This window comes from Pseudomonas sp. NC02 (genome assembly GCF_002874965.1).
In the GTDB taxonomy this organism is placed as follows: Bacteria; Pseudomonadota; Gammaproteobacteria; order Pseudomonadales; family Pseudomonadaceae; genus Aquipseudomonas.
Genome location: NZ_CP025624.1, coordinates 1,863,859 through 1,881,304, shown reverse-complemented (window position 1 = coordinate 1,881,304; position 17,446 = coordinate 1,863,859). Strand labels below are relative to the sequence as shown.

General features: G+C 60.5%; 14 protein-coding genes. 4 read left to right on the top strand and 10 right to left on the bottom strand.

Features of this window, described 5'->3' with window-relative positions; translation table 11 throughout:
- Nucleotides 1-10: 10 nt before the first annotated feature.
- Nucleotides 11-484 carry an SOS-induced cell division inhibitor SulA gene (sulA, locus tag C0058_RS08760; RefSeq protein WP_003218967.1) on the top strand — a complete coding sequence of 158 codons (474 nt, stop codon included), beginning with the start codon at nt 11-13 and terminating at the stop codon, nt 482-484.
- 112 nt (nt 485-596) lie between these two features.
- On the opposite strand, the gene C0058_RS08755 is transcribed toward sulA, so the two are convergent.
- From C0058_RS08755 to C0058_RS08725, 7 genes are all read right to left on the bottom strand, one after another.
- Nucleotides 597-830 carry a hypothetical protein gene (locus C0058_RS08755; protein ID WP_003218969.1) on the bottom strand — a complete coding sequence of 78 codons (234 nt, stop codon included), beginning with the start codon at nt 828-830 and terminating at the stop codon, nt 597-599.
- 188 nt (nt 831-1,018) lie between these two features.
- Nucleotides 1,019-1,540 carry a DUF6586 family protein gene (locus tag C0058_RS08750; RefSeq protein ID WP_003218971.1) on the bottom strand — a complete coding sequence of 174 codons (522 nt, stop codon included), beginning with the start codon at nt 1,538-1,540 and terminating at the stop codon, nt 1,019-1,021.
- Between the two features lie 126 nt (nt 1,541-1,666).
- On the bottom strand, nt 1,667-4,288 hold the full coding sequence (gene topA / locus C0058_RS08745; protein WP_003218973.1) for a type I DNA topoisomerase: 2,622 nt from the start codon (nt 4,286-4,288) through the stop codon (nt 1,667-1,669).
- Between the two features lie 114 nt (nt 4,289-4,402).
- Nucleotides 4,403-4,639 carry a DUF1653 domain-containing protein gene (locus tag C0058_RS08740; RefSeq protein WP_008437597.1) on the bottom strand — a complete coding sequence of 79 codons (237 nt, stop codon included), beginning with the start codon at nt 4,637-4,639 and terminating at the stop codon, nt 4,403-4,405.
- A 97-nt stretch (nt 4,640-4,736) separates the two neighbouring features.
- On the bottom strand, nt 4,737-5,912 hold the full coding sequence (gene fadA / locus C0058_RS08735; RefSeq protein WP_003218978.1) for an acetyl-CoA C-acyltransferase FadA: 1,176 nt from the start codon (nt 5,910-5,912) through the stop codon (nt 4,737-4,739).
- 29 nt (nt 5,913-5,941) lie between these two features.
- Nucleotides 5,942-8,089: a fatty acid oxidation complex subunit alpha FadB gene (fadB, locus tag C0058_RS08730; protein WP_003218979.1), complete on the bottom strand. Its 2,148-nt coding sequence runs from the start codon at nt 8,087-8,089 to the stop codon at nt 5,942-5,944.
- A 452-nt stretch (nt 8,090-8,541) separates the two neighbouring features.
- On the bottom strand, nt 8,542-8,979 hold the full coding sequence (locus C0058_RS08725) for a hypothetical protein (RefSeq protein WP_003218981.1): 438 nt from the start codon (nt 8,977-8,979) through the stop codon (nt 8,542-8,544).
- Between the two features lie 104 nt (nt 8,980-9,083).
- On the opposite strand from C0058_RS08725, the gene C0058_RS08720 reads away from it, so the two are divergent.
- Nucleotides 9,084-9,521, top strand: coding sequence for a universal stress protein (locus C0058_RS08720; protein WP_003218985.1), 438 nt, complete (start codon nt 9,084-9,086; stop codon nt 9,519-9,521).
- 198 nt (nt 9,522-9,719) lie between these two features.
- Here the strand turns inward: C0058_RS08720 and C0058_RS08715 are convergent, their stop codons facing one another.
- Complete coding sequence (locus C0058_RS08715) at nt 9,720-11,639, bottom strand: ATP-binding cassette domain-containing protein (protein WP_003218986.1); 1,920 nt, start codon at nt 11,637-11,639, stop codon at nt 9,720-9,722.
- Nucleotides 11,640-11,851: 212 nt separating this feature from the next.
- On the opposite strand from C0058_RS08715, the gene C0058_RS08710 reads away from it, so the two are divergent.
- Nucleotides 11,852-13,780, top strand: a complete 1,929-nt coding sequence (locus tag C0058_RS08710) for a transglycosylase SLT domain-containing protein (protein ID WP_076017232.1) — start codon at nt 11,852-11,854, stop codon at nt 13,778-13,780.
- 62 nt (nt 13,781-13,842) lie between these two features.
- On the opposite strand, the gene C0058_RS08705 is transcribed toward C0058_RS08710, so the two are convergent.
- Nucleotides 13,843-15,651, bottom strand: coding sequence for an ABC transporter transmembrane domain-containing protein (locus tag C0058_RS08705; RefSeq protein ID WP_168197501.1), 1,809 nt, complete (start codon nt 15,649-15,651; stop codon nt 13,843-13,845).
- A gap of 216 nt (nt 15,652-15,867) precedes the next feature.
- Here C0058_RS08705 and C0058_RS32760 point away from each other — a divergent pair, with 216 nt between their 5' ends.
- A complete protein-coding gene (locus C0058_RS32760; RefSeq protein ID WP_003218992.1) occupies nt 15,868-16,041 on the top strand; it encodes a PA1571 family protein in 174 nt (57 codons plus the stop codon).
- Nucleotides 16,042-16,092: 51 nt separating this feature from the next.
- Here C0058_RS32760 and pdxB read toward each other — a convergent pair whose 3' ends face one another.
- Nucleotides 16,093-17,235 carry a 4-phosphoerythronate dehydrogenase PdxB gene (pdxB, locus tag C0058_RS08700; RefSeq protein WP_102368387.1) on the bottom strand — a complete coding sequence of 381 codons (1,143 nt, stop codon included), beginning with the start codon at nt 17,233-17,235 and terminating at the stop codon, nt 16,093-16,095.
- Nucleotides 17,236-17,446: the final 211 nt, after the last annotated feature.

Here is a 17,446-nt window from a genome sequence, read left to right as displayed (position 1 = left end):
CGGAGGCATCATGCAGTTCCTACAGACCCCACAACACACTCAACTGTCGCTGTTTGAGGCCTTTATGGCCCAGCCCCTTGCGCCCATCCTCAAGGAAGTGGTCGAAGCGCCCTGGAGCGCCGAACCCGAGGCGTTCAGTGAACTGTCGTTGCGCGGTGCTGCCGGGAACTGCCTGAGCCTGTTGGCGCCGATCCTTCGCGAACTGAGCGAGGAACAGGACGCCCGCTGGTTGACGCTGATCGCCCCGCCATCCAGCCTGACCCAGGCCTGGTTGCGGGATGCCGGCCTGAACCGCGAACGCATCCTGTTGCTGCAACCCCGTGGTGCTCAAAGCGCCCAGCAGTTGACCTGCGAAGCCTTGCGCCTGGGCCGTAGCCATACGGTGGTCAGCTGGCTGAACCCGCTGACCACAGCGGCCAGGCAGCAACTGATCAGCGCCGCCCGCACAGGTGATGCGCAAAGCTTGAACATTCGGTTGGGATAAAACGATACGCGGGTAACTGACAGCTGTCAGGATCCGCCATGACGCGAGGCTTCTTCAGAATTGAGAAGCCGATCTGCACAATTGAAGCCTGTAAAAAAGTCGACAGACGGACTCAGTGAAGAATCCGCGGGCCGTCTTCCTTTTCCGGTTCGCCTTCAGCCAGGCGCCCCGCCATCTGCACACCTACGCTCAACATGGCTTTTGCCACTTCCACGTGCTGGCCCTGCAGGAACGCTTTTGCGTCCTCGGAAAAATCCAAGATCACCAGAGAACCCTCGTCCTCAGCCCGGCGCAGCTCGATTCGGCCGTCGGGCAACTCAACAATTTCCAGAAAGGACGTTGGCATAAAAGTCTGTTCTCCACGAAAGGCCGGCATTATATCAGTCTTGTGGCGAGCGGGCTTGCCCGCATTGGGCTGAGCCGCGGCCCTCCGACAGCTGACACTGCCAGGCCTGAAAAGCCTTGGGGCTGCTTCGCAACCCAGCGGGAGCAAGCTCCCTCGCCACAAGAGCGGTAGTTGTCAGCGAAAAGCCTTCAGCACTCGTTCAATCCATCCCGAAACCGAATGGCCAACTTCTTCAGCTCCTGCCGCCAGCTTTCCAGCTCTTCCCGGCTCAACGGCTCGGGTCCTTCTTCGTCCAGGCTTACGGCCACGATCAGCGGCTGGGTCACATCGCCTTTGGGCGTGTGCTTCACCCGTGGCGGTTGGAACATCTCCGCGTGGGCTACCAGCAAGCGCGCCAGCCAACTGTCCGGGCTTTGCGCCATCTCCACCAGTTCGGCCAACTCCGGGATGGCCATGGACTCCAGCACATCCCGGTGGATGATCATTTCCGCACGCGGCGAGCCGGCCTGCGGCAGACGGTAGAACCCGGCGATCTCATGGCATAAGCCAAGCAAGGCGCCATACAGGTGGAACAGCGCGGCTTCACGCCCGGCCTGTACCAGCGCGATAGCGTTCATCTCCTTTCCTTCCTCGGCACGGCCAAGGGCTTCCAGGGACAAACCCGCGAAGTAAATTTTCTGGTTGGTACGGGTATAGAGTTCGTTGGCCATGAAGGCAGTCTCCACAACGAATAAAGCGTGATGCTGGCTGAACAGTGTCACGGATCAGCCAAGGCCACTGCAAGCGCAAAAAAAGGCCGCCTATCAAGGCGGCCTTTGTGCATGTAGCTGATCGTATCAAGCGCCCTGGCGCTTGTCCTCGACCTTCCACTTGCCACCGTCGTAGAACGCTTTCCAGCCGGTAGGCTTGCCTTCCACTTCGGTCTGCACGTACTGCTCCTTGGTCTTGCGGCTGTAGCGGATTACGGACGGGCGACCGTCCGGGTCCTTCTTCGGCGCTTCACAGAGGAAGTGGTACTTCGGATCGATCTCGTCCTTGTGGGGCACGATCTCCATCACCAGCGGTGCACGGGTCTCACGGTTTTTCGGGAACTGGCTGGCAGCCAGGAACAGCCCCGAAGCACCATCACGCAGGATGTAGGTGTCGTTGACCTTCTCGCACTTGAGCTCAGGCATCTTCACCGGGTCCATCTTCGGCGGCGCCGCGTCACCGCTTTTCAGCAGTTTGCGGGTGTTCTTGCACGTCGGATTGGTGCAACCGAAGAACTTGCCGAAACGGCCGGTCTTGAGCTGCATCTCGCTGCCGCACTTGTCGCATTCCAGGCTCGGGCCTTCGTAGCCCTTGATGCGGTAAGTGCCTTCTTCGATCTCGTAGCCGTTGCAATCCGGGTTGTTACCGCAGATGTGCAGCTTGTGCTTCTCGTCCAGCAGGTAGGCATCCATTGCCGTGCTGCAGATCGGGCAACGGTGCTTGCCACGCAATACCAGCGACTCGGATTCACCCTCGTCATCGGCCGCGATTTCATCGCCCGGCACCAGGTTGACGGTGGCCTTGCAGCGCTCTTTCGGCGGCAGGCTGTAACCCGAGCAACCGAGGAACACACCGGTGGAGGCGGTACGAATCTGCATCGGGCGGCCGCAAGTGAGGCACGGAATGTCCGTCATCACCGGCTGGTTGGCCCGCATGCCGTTCTCGGCGCTTTCTGCTACTTCAAGTTTCTTCTTGAAGTCGCCGTAGAACTCGTCGAGCACGTTTTTCCAGTCGCGTTCGCCCTGGGCCACGTCATCGAGGTTCTCTTCCATGCCGGCGGTGAAGCCGTAGTCCATCAGGTTGGAGAAACTCTCGGACAGGCGCTCGGTGACGATGTCACCCATCTTTTCCGAGTAGAAACGACGGTTGTGCAAGGCCACGTAGCCGCGGTCCTGGATGGTGGAGATGATCGCCGCATAGGTCGAAGGACGACCGATACCGCGTTTTTCCATCTCCTTGACCAGACTCGCTTCCGAGTAACGCGCCGGCGGCTTGGTGAAGTGCTGGGACGGGTCGAGCTTGATCAGCTTCAACACATCGCCCTGCGCCATGTCCGGCAGTACATCGTCGTCGCCCGGCTTGGCGATTTGCGGCATCACGCGGGTGTAACCGTCGAACTTGAGGATACGGCCCTTGGCACGCAGCTCGAAGTCACCAGCACCCACGCTGACAGTCGTCGACAGGTATTGCGCCGGCAGCATCTGGCAAGCCAGGAACTGGCGCCAGATCAGCTCGTAGAGGCGCTCAGCGTCGCGCTCCATGCCGCTCAGCTTGCTTGGCTCGGTATTGGCGTCGGAGGGACGAATCGCTTCGTGAGCCTCTTGTGCGCCTTCCTTGCTGCTATAGACGTTCGGCTTCTCCGGCAGGTACTTCTTGCCGAATTCGCTTTCAATATAAGTGCGCGCCATCGCCACCGCGTCTTGCGACAGGTTGGTGGAGTCGGTACGCATATACGTGATGTAGCCCGCTTCATACAGGCGCTGGGCCATCATCATGGTCTTCTTCACCCCGAAGCCCAGGCGGTTGCTCGCAGCCTGTTGCAGGGTGGAGGTGATGAACGGCGCCGACGGCTTGCTGCTGGTGGGCTTGTCTTCACGCTTGACGATGCTGTAGCTGGAAGCCTTGAGCTTCTCCAGCGCGGCCATGGCCTGGGCTTCGTTGAGCGGCTTGAAGGCCTCGCCTTTCTCGCGGGCCACTTCAAAGCGCACGTTGTTGCCCTTGGCAGTGCCCAGGTCAGCGTGCACTTCCCAGTATTCTTCGGGGTTGAACGCACGAATCTCGCGTTCACGCTCCACCACCAGCTTTACCGCCACAGACTGCACACGGCCGGCGGACAGGCCACGAGCGATTTTCGCCCACAGCAGCGGCGAGACCATGTAACCCACGACGCGGTCGAGGAAGCGACGGGCCTGCTGGGCATTGACGCGGTCAATGTCCAGTTCGCCCGGCTTGGAGAAGGCTTCCTGGATCGCCTTCTTGGTAATTTCGTTGAACACCACGCGCTTGTAGCGGCTGTCGTCGCCCCCGATGGCTTCCCGCAGGTGCCAGGCAATAGCCTCCCCTTCGCGGTCCAAGTCGGTTGCGAGATAGATGGTGTCAGCATCCTTGGCGAGCCGGCGCAGCTCTTCGATGACCTTTTCCTTGCCCGGGAGGATCTCGTACTTGGCTTTCCAGCCATGATCGGGATCGACACCCATGCGCGAGACCAGCTGCTTGCGCGCTTTCTCTTTAGGCGTGAGCACCGGACCTTCGCCCGCAGCCGCCTTGCCGCGCTTGGCGGCAGGCTCCTTGCTGGCGCTAGCCGAACCGCTGGTGGGCAGGTCTCGGATATGGCCGATACTCGACTTCACCACGTACTCGTTACCCAAGTACTTGTTGATGGTCTTGGCCTTAGCCGGGGATTCCACAATGACCAGCGATTTGCCCATGGATCGGAAAATTCCTGAATTCGAGAAGTGAAAGGCGGTTGGCGCCTGACGCGGCAACGCTATATATAGTGGCAACAAGGTGAGGTCAAGCGCAGCATTCTGCGCGGCCTGCCTTTATTGCACGGAAAAAAGGCTGGGTTCGGCCTGCATCAAAGCAAAGCGCGGGACCTGTTCGCCGTCAACTTCGACGGTCTCAAGGAACATGCTCAAGGGACGCACCCAAAAGCCGTAATCGCCATACAGTGCTTGGTAAAACACCACTTCCTCTTCGGTCTCGGAATGCCGCGCCACATTAAAAACGCGGTACTGCGGACCTTTATAATGCTGGTAGAGCCCTGGTTCGACTTTCATGCTCTGGCCCTCTTACAAAATTTGTTAAAAAAAAATATAAAAAATTCCAAAAAACAAAAACCGGGGCACTGGGCCCCGGCTTCCGTCAACGAAACGTTTAGATACGTTCGAAGACGGTGGAGATGCCTTGGCCGAGGCCAATGCACATGGTTGCAACCCCAAGGTTGCCGCCATTTTGCTTCATCACGTTAAGCAACGTGCCGGAGATACGAGCGCCGGAACACCCAAACGGGTGACCCAAGGCAATCGCGCCGCCGTGCAGGTTAACCTTCTCGTTCATCTTGTCGAGCACTTTCAAATCTTTCAGCACTGGCAGGGCCTGTGCGGCGAAAGCTTCGTTGAGCTCGAAGAAGTCGATGTCGGAGATAGTCAGGCCTGCGCGCTTCAATGCTTTTTGTGTGGCCGGTACTGGACCATAGCCCATGATTGCCGGGTCCACACCTGCGACTGCCATCGAACGAATCACGGCCATCGGCTGGATACCCAGGTCCTGGGCACGCTGGGCCGACATCACGATCATGCACGAAGCACCGTCAGTGATCTGCGACGAAGTACCGGCTGTCACGGTGCCGCCCTTTGGATTGAAGGCCGGCTTCAGGGCCGCCAGGCTTTCCAGGGTGGTGTCCGGACGAATGGTTTCGTCGTAGTCGAACAGTTTCAGGAAACCGTTCTCGTCGTAGCCGTTCATCGGGATGATTTCATCCTTGAACTTGCCTTCCACGGTTGCCTTGTGGGCCAACTGGTGGGAACGCAGGCCGAATGCATCCTGGGCTTCGCGGGTAATGCCGTGCATTTTGCCGAGCATTTCAGCGGTGAGGCCCATCATGCCCGAGGCTTTCGCCGCGTACAGGGACATGTGCGGGTTCGGATCCACACCGTGCATCATGCTGACGTGGCCCATGTGCTCCACGCCGCCGACCACGAACACATCACCGTTACCGGTCATGATCGCTTGGGCAGCGGTGTGCAGCGCGCTCATGGACGAGCCACACAGGCGGCTGACGGTCTGGCCGGCAGCGGTGTGCGGGATCTGCGTCATCAGGGAAGCCATGCGGGCGATGTTCCAGCCCTGCTCCAGGGTCTGGTTGACGCAGCCCCAGATCACGTCTTCGACTTCGTTCGGATCGACCTTGACGTTGCGTTCCAGCAATTTGCTGATCAGGTGCGCCGACATGTCTTCGGCACGGGTGTTGCGGTGCATGCCGCCCTTGGAGCGGCCCATCGGAGTACGACCGAAGTCGACAATCACGACGTCTCTTGGATTCAAGCTCATAAATATTCTCGCTCTAGTCGTCTGGGCACTTAACCGAAGAAGCTCTGGCCGTTCTTGGCCATCTCGCGCAGCTTCGCAGTCGGGTGGTACAGCGGGCCCAGATCAGCGTATTGATCAGCCAGGGCAACGAACTCGGCCACACCGATGGAATCGATGTAACGCAGCGCACCACCACGGAATGGAGGGAAACCAATACCGTAGACCAGGCCCATGTCGGCCTCGGCTGCGGTTTCAACGATGCCGTCTTCCAGGCAACGCACGGTTTCCAGGCACAGGGCGATCATCATCCAGTTGACGATGTCCTCGTCGGACACTTCACGCTGTTCGTAGATGACCGGCGCGAGTACTTCGTGAACCGATGGGTCGGCCACTTTCTTCTGCTTGCCCTTCTTGTCGGTCTCGTAGGCGTAGAAGCCCTTGCCATTCTTCTGGCCCAGGCGCTTGGCTTCGTAGAGCGCGTCGATCGCCGAGCGGCGGTCGTCTTTCATGCGGTCCGGGAAGCCTTCAGCCATTACGTCGCGACCGTGGTGGCCGGTGTCGATGCCGACCACGTCCATCAGGTACGCCGGGCCCATTGGCCAGCCGAATTTTTCCATGACCTTGTCGATGCGCACGAAGTCCACACCGGCGCTGACCAGCTTGGCGAAACCGCCGAAGTACGGAAACAGTACGCGGTTGACCAGGAAGCCCGGGCAGTCATTGACGACGATCGGGTTCTTGCCCATTTTCTTGGCGTAGGCAACGGTGGTGGCAACGGCCAGCTCGCTGGACTTCTCGCCACGGATCACTTCCACCAGCGGCATCATGTGCACCGGGTTGAAGAAGTGCATGCCGACGAAGTTTTCCGGACGCTTGAGGGCCTTGGCCAGCAAGGTGATGGAAATGGTCGAGGTGTTGGACGCCAGGATCGTGTCTTCTTTCACCTGGGCTTCAACTTCAGCCAGTACCGCCTGCTTGACCTTCGGGTTCTCGACAACCGCTTCGACCACCAGGTCGACGTGGCCGAAATCACCGTAGGACAGGGTCGGACGAATGCCGTTAAGCACTTCAGCCATTTTCGCTGCAGTCATGCGGCCTTTATCAACGCGGCCTACCAGCAGTTTCGCGGCTTCTGCCAGACCCTGCTCGATGCCGTGCTCGTTGATGTCTTTCATCAGGATCGGCGTGCCTTTGGACGCCGACTGATAGGCGATACCGCCGCCCATGATACCGGCGCCGAGTACGGCAGCCTGTTTCACGTCGCGAGCGATTTCGTCGTAGGCCTTGGCCTTTTTCTTCAGTTCCTGATCGTTCAGGAACAGACCGATCAAGCTCTGCGCGGCAGAGGTCTTGGCCAGTTTGACGAAACCAGCGGCTTCGACTTCCAGGGCTTTGTCGCGACCGAAGTTCGCGGCCTTCTGGATGGTCTTGATCGCTTCAACCGGCGCCGGGTAGTTCGGGCCGGCCTGGCCAGCCACGAAACCCTTGGCGGTTTCGAACGACATCATCTGTTCGATGGCGTTGAGCTTGAGTTTTTCCAACTTTGGCTGACGCTTGGCCTTGTAGTCAAATTCGCCGCTGATGGCGCCCTTGATCAGGTTCAGCGCGGCTTCTGCCAGCTTGTCGGGAGCCACCACAGCATCCACGGCGCCGACTTTCAACGCGTCTTCAGCACGGTTTTCCTTGCCGGCGGCAATCCACTCGATGGCATTGTCGGCACCGATGATGCGCGGCAGGCGCACGGTACCGCCGAAGCCTGGGTAGATGCCCAGCTTGACTTCCGGCAGGCCGATTTTCGCGGTGGCAGACATCACGCGGAAGTCGGCGGCCAGGCACATTTCCAGACCGCCGCCCAGGGCGATGCCATTGATCGCGGCAACGGTCGGCACGTTGAGGTCTTCGAAATCGCTGAAAATCTTGTTGGCTTCGAGGTTGCCAGCCACAAGCTCGGCATCGGGCAGCTTGAAGTTGTCGACGAATTCGGTGATGTCAGCGCCGACGATGAACACGTCCTTGCCGCTGGAGACGATCACGCCCTTGACCGAAGCATCTGCTTTGATGGTGTCTACGGCCTGACGCAATTCATTCAGGGTTAGACGGTTGAACTTGTTGACGGACTCACCCTTGAGGTCGAATTTCAATTCGACGATGCCACTTTCAAGAGCCTTAACCGTGATGGCTTTACCTTCGTAAATCATCAACTGATCTCCACGATATGGAAGCTGAACAGTACACGTCGGACGCAGGATTCAGCGTAGGCACTGACGTTACCGTCGATGCTAACGCCAATTTGCCAGGCACACCCGCCAACGCGATAGTCGGGATTCTGTACGAACGGTCTGAAAGACAAACGCTCAATTCATACGCCCGTTTGATTTGGGTACGTCACCTTCAGCCAAATCCGACGAATTGTCAATCGCTCGAAAGGGCCGCAAAAACGCGACTTTTCAGTCATTTCAGAACCCGGGGCAGCCGGCATCGCCCCGCCAATGTTTAATCATTCGCGAAATCAATAATGTGAATTTTGATTTAAAGGGCTGTACAGAACCAAATATGCGGCTAGGCTAGCGGCACTGAAAACGAATTACCGGCCTGCCTGGCCAACTCCAGCCCGATGATGCTTTCGGGCTTTTTAATGCCCGCAGGAATCTCAGGCCAGCGCCTTGAGCACCGCGTCAATGTCCTGCAACACGCTCAACTCGCCCTTCTCGCCCCAGTACAGGGTGATCATTTGCTTGTCGGCTTCGACTTTGTAGACGTTTGCCGGCAGCGTCGCAAAATGTGGCAACAACTTTTCATCGACGCAGGTTTCCTGCCACTGATTGACCCAAACCCCCGGCTCCAACTGCCAGTAACTCCAGGTCACCCGCGTGGTGCCACGCCGTGGCCGGTGATACTGGGCACACGGGCTTGGCGGCTCGTGCTTGAGCCAGTGTGGCCATTCCTGGGGCGTCAGTTGCATGGCCAGGCCAATGCGCCGCGCCTCCATGCGCAAAGCCATGCGCCCGCTCGAATGGCGCGAAGGACGCAGCCACGCCAGGGGGCTTAAAACCAGCGCAAGGATTGACACCACTATCCAGACCGTCATATGTGTACTCCCGAATTTCTTGATGAGCGGATTTGACCTGACGCAACCCCATCCGCTTGAAACCAGCCATACTGAACTTATCGCTTTCCCTTGGAGGACTCCTCATGCCCTACGAACATATTCTGGTCGCCGTGGACCTGACCGAAGAATGCGACCCCGTGATCAAGCGGGCCGTAGGCCTTGCAGGCGACTCGGTGAAGCTGTCCCTGGTGCATATCGTCGAACCGATGGCCATGGCCTTTGGCGGCGATGTGCCGATGGACCTTTCCCAACTGCAACAGCAGCAGTTCGACCAGGCCAAGGAACGCCTTGACCGGCTGATCAACAAGTACCCTGCCCTGAAAAAAGACCAGAGCCACCTGACCTACGGCCAGCCGCGCCAGGAAATCCACCACCTGGCCAAGGAGCAAGGTTGCGACCTGATCGTGGTCGGCAGCCACGGCCGTCACGGCCTGGCCTTGCTGCTGGGCTCCACCGCCAATGACGTGCTGCACGGCGCACCTTGCGATGTGCTGGCCGTGAAACTGGTCAAGAGCTCGTAAGACCAACGGCAATCCAATGTGGGAGCGGGCTTGTGTGGGAGCGGGCTTGCTCGCGAAAGCGGTGGATCAGTCGATAAATATATGGACTGACACACCGCATTCGCGAGCAAGCCCGCTCCCACATCTGAACCGCGTTTCATACAAAAAACCCGGCGCTCATACAAATGAGCGCCGGGTTTTTTATTGCGCTTGAATCACTCAGGCATCCAGCTCGGCCCAGCGTTCAACCAGGGCTTCAAGCTCGCTGTTAAGCTGCTCGAGGGATGCAATCACCTTGGCGGTTTCTGCAGCTGGACGCAGGTAGAAACCCGCGTCAGCCATTTCAGCTTCAACGGCAGCAATCTGCTGTTCCTTGGCGTCGATATCACCCGGCAGTGCTTCCAGCTCACGTTGCAGCTTGTAGCTGAGCTTCTTCTTCGCAGCAGGTGCTTCCTGGGCTGGTGCCGGAGCAGCAGCCACTGGAGCAACCACGGCCGAGGTCAAGTCAGCCTTGCCGGACTTGCTCTCGGTCACGCCCAGCAGGCGCGGCGAGCCGCCCTGGCGCAGCCAGTCCTGGTAACCACCGACGTATTCACGCACCTTGCCTTCACCTTCGAAGACCAGGGTGCTGGTGACCACGTTATCGAGGAATGCCCGGTCGTGACTGACCATCAGCACGGTGCCGTTGAAGGTCAGCAGGACCTCTTCCAGCAGTTCCAGGGTTTCCACGTCGAGGTCGTTGGTCGGTTCGTCGAGTACCAGCAGGTTGGCTGGCTTGCTGAACAACTTGGCCAGCAGCAGGCGCGCACGCTCACCACCGGACAAGGCCTTGACCGGCGTACGTGCACGCTGCGGGCTGAACAGGAAGTCGCCCAGGTAGCTCAGCACGTGGCGGCTCTGGCCGTCGATGTCGATAAAGTCGCGACCTTCGGCGACGTTGTCGATCACGGTTTTTTCCAGGTCCAACTGGTGGCGCAACTGGTCGAAGTAGGCCACGTCGATGCGCGTGCCCTCTTCCACGGTACCGCTGGTGGGTTGCAGGCCGTTGAGCATCAGCTTGAGCAAGGTGGTCTTGCCGGTACCGTTGGCGCCGAGCAGGCCGATACGGTCGCCGCGCTGCAGGACCATGGAGAAGTCCTTGATCAGGAACGGGCCGTCCGGGTGATGGAAGCTGACGTTTTCCAGCACCATCACTTGCTTGCCCGACTTGTCGGCGGTGTCCAGCTGGATATTGGCCTTGCCGGTGCGTTCACGGCGCTCGCTGCGCTCGACACGCAGGGCTTTCAGGGCACGTACGCGGCCTTCGTTACGGGTGCGGCGGGCCTTGATGCCCTGGCGGATCCAGACTTCTTCCTGGGCCAGCTTCTTATCGAACAGGGCATTGGCGGTTTCTTCCGCAGACAGCGCGGCTTCCTTGTGCACCAGGAAACTGGCGTAGTCGCCGTTCCAGTCGATCAGGCCGCCACGGTCCAGTTCGAGGATGCGGGTTGCCAGGTTCTGCAGGAAGGAACGGTCGTGCGTGATGAACAGCACGGCGCCCTGGAAATCCTTGAGGGCTTCTTCAAGCCAGGCGATTGCGCCGATGTCCAGGTGGTTGGTCGGTTCGTCGAGCAGCAACAGATCCGGTTCGGAAACCAGGGCCTGGGCCAGCAGGACGCGGCGACGCCAGCCGCCGGACAATTCGGCGAGGGTCTTGTCGGCGGGCAGTTGCAGGCGGCTCAGGGTGCTGTCGACCAATTGCTGCAAGCGCCAGCCGTCGCGGGCTTCGAGGTCTTGCTGGACGTGCATCAGCTTGTCCAGGTCGGCTTCGGTGACGCAGTTCTGCGCCAGGTGATGGTATTCGGCGAGCAGTGCGCCCACGCCGTCGAGGCCTTCGGCAACCACGTCGAACACTGTCCGTCCGTCGGCCACCGGCAATTCTTGCGGCAATTCGCCAATCTTGAGGCCCGGGGCGCGCCAGACAGAGCCGTCATCGGGCTTCTGGTCGCCTTTTACCAGCTTCATCATGCTGGACTTGCCGGTGCCGTTGCGGCCGATGATGCACACCCGCTCACCACGGGCGATCTGCCAGGACACCTTGTCCAACAACGGCATAGCGCCGAAAGCAAGGGACACATCGCTGAATTTGAGCAGGGTCATACGCTTCTCCAAAAACTGGGCGCGCATTCTACCTGACTTAGGGCTCGAGGCGGCCGGCATTTTCGCCGCTGACACGTTCTGTTGGACATTTCAGATGAACTTGAACGAAGCGACCGGCAAAGCTTTCACCGGTTGCGGGCAAAAGGCTAAGCTAGGGGCAATCAGTGTCGGCGACGTCGGCACTAGTCCAGATTCCTCTGCACGGACGTCTCATGCGCAGTCGCCTTTTCAGCTTTTTATCTTGTCTGCTTCTTTCTGCCACCGCCGTTCAATCTGCCCAGGCCGTGGACCTCACCACCCAACGTCAATATTACGATGAAGCCAAACGAGCCCTCGCCAAAGGCGACAGCGGCCCGTATTTCCAATACAGCCAGGCCCTGGCCGACTACCCGTTGACGCCGTACCTCGCCTACGACGAGCTGACCGCGCGACTGAAAACCGCCAGCAACGAGGAGATCGAACAATTCCTCGCCAAGAACGGCGACCTGCCCCAGGCCAACTGGATGAAACTGCGCTGGTTGCGCTGGCTGGCCGACCGTGGCGACTGGCAAACCTTTGAAAAGTACTACGACGCCAAACTCAATTTCGTCGAACTGGACTGCCTCCATGGCCAATTCCAGCTGACCCACAACCAAAAAGCCGAAGGCTATAAAACCACCGAGAAGCTGTGGCTGACCGGTAAATCCCAGCCTGCTGCCTGTGATGCCACCTTTGGCCAGTGGGCCGCCGACGGCCAACTGACCGAACAGAAGATCTGGGACCGCGCCAAGCTGGCCGCCGAAGCCCGCAACTATCCGCTGGCCAACAGCCTGGTGAAGACCCTGCCGACCCTCGGCGCCCAGGGCCGCCTGATGGTGGACGTGGCGCAGAAGCCCGACATGCTGAGCGACCCATCGCGCTTCCTGCCGGCCAACGAGGCCATGTCCGACGCCGTAGGCCTGGGCCTGCGCCGCCTGGCACGCCAGGACCCGGACAAGGCCATGGCCCTGCTCGACGGTTATGCCAGCAGCATGCACTTCTCTCGTGACGAAAAAGTGTCGATCGCCCGGGAAATCGGCCTGACCCTGGCGCGTCGCTACGACCCGCGCGCCCTCGACGTGATGACCAAATACGATCCGGAACTGCGGGACAACACCGTTTCCGAATGGCGCCTGCGCCTGCTGTTGCGCCTGGCCCGCTGGGAAGACGCCTACCAGTTGACCCGCAAGCTGCCCCAGGATTTGGCCACCACCAACCGCTGGCGCTACTGGCAGGCCCGCAGCCTGGAACTGGCAGAGCCGAAGAACCCGCAAGCCCTGGTGATGTACAAGGGCCTGGCCAAGGAACGAGACTTTTACGGTTTCCTGGCGGCGGATCGCTCCCAGTCCCCGTACCAACTGAACAACAAGCCACTGGTGATGAGCCAGGCGCTGATGAACAAGGTACGCAACACACCGGGCGTGCGCCGCGCCCTGGAGTTCTACGCCCGTGGCCAGATCGTTGATGGCCGCCGCGAGTGGTACCACGTCAGCCGGCATTTCAACCGCGACGAAATGGTCGCCCAGGCCAAGCTGGCCTATGACATGAAGTGGTACTTCCCGGCGATCCGCACCATCAGCCAGGCGCAGTACTGGGACGACCTGGACATCCGCTTCCCGATGGCCCACCGCGACACCCTGGTGCGCGAAGCCAAGGTCCGCGGCGTGCATTCCAGCTGGGTATTTGCGATCACCCGCCAGGAAAGCGCCTTCATGGACGACGCGCGCTCCGGCGTCGGCGCCACCGGCCTGATGCAACTGATGCCCGGTACCGCCAAGGAGACTGCGCGAAAGTTCAGCATCCCGCTGGCTTCGCAGCAGCAGGTGCTCGACCCGGACAAGAACATCCAGCTCGGCGCCGCCTACCTGAGCCAGGTCCACGCCCAGTTCAACGGCAACCGCGTGCTCGCCACCGCTGCCTACAACGCCGGCCCGGGCCGTGTACGCCAATGGCTGCGCGGCGCCGATCACCTGAGTTTCGATGTGTGGGTGGAAAGCATCCCGTTCGACGAAACCCGCCAGTATGTGCAGAACGTGCTGTCTTATTCGGTGATCTACGGGCAGAAGCTCAATGCACCGCAGCCGCTGGTGGATTGGCATGAGCGGTATTTTGATGATCAGTGAGTAACGCGTCCCATAAAAAATGCCCGCATTGAGAGATGCGGGCATTTTTTGTGGGCGGTGAATCAGTGGGTGGTCGACTCACCATCACTGAACTGCAACGCCGCCAGCCGTGCATACAGCGGATTGCTGGCGATCAGTTGCTGATGCGTCCCCACCGCCACCAGCTTGCCCTGGTCCATCACGGCAATCCGGTCGGCATTCTTCACCGTGGCCAGCCGGTGGGCGATGACCAGGGTGGTGCGCCCTTCCATCAACTGCGGCAGCGCCTGCTGGATCAGGTGTTCGCTCTGGGCGTCCAGCGCGCTGGTGGCTTCGTCCAGCAGCAGGATCGGTGCATCCACCAACAAGGCCCGGGCGATGGCCAGGCGTTGGCGCTGGCCGCCCGAAAGGCCCATGCCGCCGTCGCCCAGGTGGGTCTGGTAGCCGTCGGGCATTTGCAAAATGAAGTCGTGGGCGTGGGCGATGCGCGCCGCCTCCTCGACCTGGGCAAAGGTGGCCGACGGATTGCCGTAGCGGATGTTCTCTTCGACAGTGCCAAAGAACAGCGCCGGGCTCTGGGACACCAGGGCGAAACAGCGGCGCAGGTCCAGCGGATCCAGCTCGGTCAGCGGGTGGCCTTCAAGCAGGATGCGGCCTTGCTGGGGATCGTAGAAACGCAGCAACAGATCGAACATCGTCGATTTACCCGCGCCGGACGGACCGACCAGGGCCAGGGTTTCGCCAGCATTGATGCTCAGGCTCAAGCCGTCGATGGCAAAACGATCCGGACGCGAAGGATAAGAGAAGCGCAAATCCTGGATTTCCAGGCGGCCACTGACCCGCTCCGGCAACTTGATCACGTTGGCTTCGGGCGCCTTGATCTCATTGCTCGACTGCAGCAATTCGCCAATCCGCTCCGCCGCACCGGCGGCGCGCTGCAACTCGCCCAACACTTCACTCAAGGTACCGACGGCACTGCCGACGATCAGGCTGTAGAACACGAACGCCGCCAGCTCACCACCGGAAATGCGCCCGCCGATCACGTCCATGCCGCCGACCCAGAGCATCACGCCCACGGCGCCCAGCACCAGCATGATCACCAGGGTAATCAGCCAGGCGCGCTGCACGATGCGTTTGCGGGCGGTGGTGAAGGCCTCTTCCACCGTCAGCGCGAAGCGCTGTTCGTCCTGGACCTGGTGGTTGTAGGCCTGCACGGTCTTGATCTGGCCGAGGGTCTCGGACACATAGCTGCCGACATCGGCGATGCGATCCTGGCTCTGGCGCGACAGGCTGCGCACCCGGCGGCCGAAGATCAGGATCGGCGCCAGCACCAGTGGCAGCGCTATCACGACGATGCTGGTGAGCTTGGGGTTGGTGACAAACAGCAGCACGATCCCGCCGATCACCATCAAGGCGTTGCGCAGGAACAGCGACAGCGAGGAGCCGATCACCGATTGCAGCAAGGTGGTGTCGGTGGTCAGCCGGGACTGGATTTCCGAGCTGCGGTTGTTTTCGTAGAAGCCCGGATGCAGGTAGATCAAGTGGTTGAACACCTGCCGCCGGATGTCCGCCACCACCCGCTCGCCGATCCACGACACCAGGTAAAATCGCGCAAAGGTGCCCACCGCCAGGCCCAGCACCAGGATCATGAACAGACCGATGGATTGGTTGAGCAGGTGCGGCGACTGGGTCATGAACCCCTGGTCCACCAGCAGGCGAATACCCTGGCCCATGGACAAGGTAATGCCGGCGGTGACGATCAGCGCCAACAAGGCGCCCAGGGCCTGCCAGCGGTAGGGAGCGACGAAGCGACTGGCCAGGCGAATCGCGCGGCGTTGACGGGCTGAGAGCATGGAGGGTTTCACCTGAAGGTTGGAGACGGGAACCTGCATAGCTACATGGGGGGAACTTGAGCGAATCACAATGAGTCAGGTTAATTATGCTCACCGAACCTAGGCCCTAGAGGCTATCGGTCTAAGGACCGGCTGGAAATTTGTATCGGTTTCTGCTGGACTGGGCATTCGATCTGCGGGCCGCGCAAGGAGTTGTAACAACGCGGTCACGCGGGGGTTTTAAAGTAGGTACACAACCTGATGGGGAGACGGGCCATGTCCTTGCAAAACAGCAGCAACGCCAAAATTCAAGTGATCCGCCAACCGCAGCAATTGCCTTGCTCGTACATCGACGCTCAGGGCCGCGAAGTGCAAATCACCGAAGAAATGATCCAGAGCGCGTGCGCCGAACTGGAACAGAAATTGGTCAAGCCTGCCAAGCGAGGCTGATTCGCCCACGCTCTCTTAAACCCGGCCTTGATGGCCGGGTTTTTTATGCCTTCAGATTGCCTGTGCGCCCAATGCTGCCACGATGCTCGACAAGGCGGCAGACTCGCCGTTGATCCGCACTTTCAAGCCGTCAATCTCACGCCGCTCGGGGTAGTGCTTGCGCAATAGGTCGAAGGCCTTGCGCTGCTCATCCACTGTGCCTACCAGGCTGCGGCGGAAATCCGCGTCATCACGGCGCGGGTCGTACACGCTGCGGCACAGGGTCGCCAAGGCCCAGGCCGGATCGGTATTGGCATTGAGGCTGACTTCGGCCAGCCACGGCTCCGGCAGCAAGTCGCTCAATTGAATCGTCGGGTCCTGACCAAGATGCCGGCAAAACGCCTGATAGATCTGCGCCGTGCCGCGCTGCTTGCCGTCCAGGCTGTAGCCGGCGATATGCGGGGTGGCCAGCACACACAGGTCGGCCAGGTCGACGTCCACCTGCGGCTCGCCTTCCCACACATCCAGCACGGCCTGCAGGTCTTCGCGCGCCAGCAGCACCTCCTTGAGGGCGGCGTTGTCCACCACCGGGCCGCGGCTGGCGTTGATCAGCCAGGCACCGGGCTTGAGCTGGTTGAGGCGCTCGCGGTCGAACAAGTGCCAGGTGGAGCCGTTGCCGGATTTGTTCAGCGGCGTGTGCAGACTGATCACATCGCACTGCTCGACGATCTGCTCCAGGCTGACGTAATCACCGTCCTCGGCGATCTGCCGGGGCGGGTCGCACACCAGCACGTTCCAGCCCAACGCCTTGAGCACCTTGACCAGACGCCCGCCGACTTCACCGGCACCCACCACACCGTAGGTGCGCTGGGCCAGGTCGGCGCCTTCGACCTCGGCCAGGGTCAGCAGGCTGCCCAGTACATAGTCGACCACGCCACGGGCATTGCAGCCGGGGGCGCTGGACCATTGGATGCCGGCGCGCTGGAAGTAATCGAGGTCGAGGTGATCAGTGCCGATGGTGCAGGTGCCGACAAACCGCACCGGCGTGCCTTCGAGCAAGGCCCGGTTGACGTTGGTCACCGAACGCACCAGCAGCACATCGGCCTGCTCGATCGTCGCGCGGTCGATGGACCGGCCCGGAACCCGGCGAATCTCGCCGAATCCTTCGAAGAATGCATCGAGCAGCGGGATATTTTCGTCGGCAACAATCAGCATGGCAGGCTCCTTTCGCGGATCAGCAGTGTACAGCGGTTTTCCTTGTGGCGAGGGAGCTTGCTCCCGCTGGAGTGCGCAGCGCTCCCAAATGCAGCACCGTGTTTTTTCAGGTACACATCGGTTGCCCGTTATGGGGCTGCTGCGCAGCCCAGCGGGAGCAAGCTCCCTCGCCACAGCAAGCTCCCTCACCACAGCAAGCGCCCTCACCACA